The sequence below is a fragment of the Mycetohabitans endofungorum genome (assembly GCF_002927045.1).
Taxonomy (GTDB): Bacteria; Pseudomonadota; Gammaproteobacteria; order Burkholderiales; family Burkholderiaceae; genus Mycetohabitans; species Mycetohabitans endofungorum.
Window position 1 is genome coordinate 1 of sequence record NZ_PRDW01000051.1, and the last position, 1,974, is coordinate 1,974.

Annotated in this window: 2 protein-coding genes; both read left to right on the forward strand. The window is 58.9% G+C overall.

Annotation, left to right across the window (positions count from 1 at the left end):
* Positions 1-524 precede the first annotated feature (524 nt).
* Positions 525-935, forward strand: a complete 411-nt coding sequence (locus B0O95_RS15090; RefSeq protein WP_158249521.1) for a transposase — start codon at positions 525-527, stop codon at positions 933-935.
* A gap of 47 nt (positions 936-982) precedes the next feature.
* The coding region (istA, locus tag B0O95_RS15095; RefSeq protein ID WP_233203451.1) for an IS21 family transposase at positions 983-1,974 on the forward strand (992 nt) is incomplete at its 3' end.

Consider the following 1,974-nt stretch of genomic DNA (forward strand, 5'->3'; position numbering starts at 1 on the left):
CCCTGCCCATCCCGAACAGGACCGTGAAACGACTCCACGCCGATGATAGTGCGGATTGCCCGTGTGAAAGTAGGTAATCGTCAGGCTCCCCCCTTCCCCCCAGCGCCCGCTTCCACCCGAAGCGGGCGTTGTGCTTTGGGAACCGCCCCCGTTTAAAACACCTCGCTTTTTACTGGACATTGAGCGCGCGCTATGAGGCGGTCATGCGCCACCATCAAAGTGGGATGGCAATACGCGCGATTGCGCGCATCACGGCATTGGATCGGCGTACGGTGAGGCATTAGGTCAACGCCGGTGGGTTCCCTGAGCGGGCGCAACGGCCACCAGTAGCCAGCAAGTTGGATCTCTATCGAGCGTATCTTGCCCAGCGCTGGCGTGAAGGTTGCCAAAACGCGGCGAGGTTGTATTGGGCAATCGTGGGCCAAGGGTTCAACGGCGGTTGCGGCATCGTACGCCAAGCCCTTCAGTCTTGGCGACAAGCCTGTGCAATCACGCAGCAGCTGCGTACCCCTGTGTCACGAGCGGTGCCTTCCACTCGCCGCGTAGGCCGCTGGTTAGTGGGTCGGGGCACGGCCGCACTCATCAACGGCGATAAGCGTCACGTCCAGCGCTTTGTTCAACGACTCGCCGAGCAGAATCCCCAAATAGCAACAATCCGGCGGCTGTCGCTCGAGTTCACTGACATGGTCAAGCGCCGCGCACATCAAGCGTTGGCAAGCTGGCTGCGTCAAGCGCAGGCCAGCGGTGTACCAGAAATGCAGCGGTTTGCAGCAGGCATTGGCCACGACTACGATGCCGTACACGCTGCACTGCTCACACTCTACAGCAACGGCATCGTCGAAGGCCATGTCAATCGGCTCAAGTTACTCAAGCGCCAAATGTATGGCCGCGCCGGCTTCCAACTGCTTCGTACTTGCGTGTTGAATCAGTGCTGACTTGTGACGTGAAACTTCACACAAAGTGGGGAAGAGTCATTTTCAACGTGCTGCTGACAGCATTGCAGGCCAAGACCTTATCCGCGCTGCTGTGCCAAGCGTTTCCGGAGCGATATCAAGAAGGCCAGCTGCGCACGTTGCAGCGGCACATTCAAGCGTGGCGAGTTCGTCACGGCCCGGAACAAGAAGTCATGTTTGCACAGGAGCATGTGCCCGGGCGCATGGCTCAATCCGATTTCACCTCAATGAATAGGCTCAGAGTAACGATCTCGGGCACGGCATTCCCGCATCTAGTCTACCACCTGGTGCTGACGTACTCGAACGTGGAAGCCGTGCGCATTTGCTTCTCCGAGAGCTTTGAGGCGCTGGCTGAAGGGCTTGAAGCATGTCTGTGGCAGATCGGCGGTATTCCACAATGGCATCGCACCGACAATCTGACTGCGGCCGTACGTGACCTGGATCGCGAAGGAGTGCATGAGTTCACGCAGAACTATCGTGCATTGCTTTCTCATTACGGCATGCAGCCATCAGCGAACATGGCCGGATGCGCTAATCAAAACGGCGACGTCGAGCAATCGCACTTCCGCCTCAAAGAGGCCGTGGACCAGGTGCTACGGGTTCGCGGCACGCGAGACTTCGCAACGCGCAGCGACTACAAACACTTTCTTGGCGAACTTGTTCGGCAGCGCAATCTCACGCGCTCGCAACGATTCGAGGCGGACCGAGCGGCGCTTAGAGCGCTGCCCGCAGCGCCGTTGGACTTCACGCGCGAAGTCACGGTGCGCGTTTCTCGTTTTAGTTTGGTTCGGGTTCTCAACAATCACTACTCGGTGCCGTCACGATTGATCGGCGCCACGCTGAAGGCGCGCATCCGCTCGGAGAACTTGGATCTTTACCACGGGACGGCACATGTTCTTACTCTGCCGCGCTTGAGCGGGCGCAACCAGCGGCGAATCGACTACCGGCATCTGATCTGGTCACTGGTGAGAAAGCCCGGCGCGTTCGCGGCTTACTGCTACAGAGACGAGCTGTTTCCAAC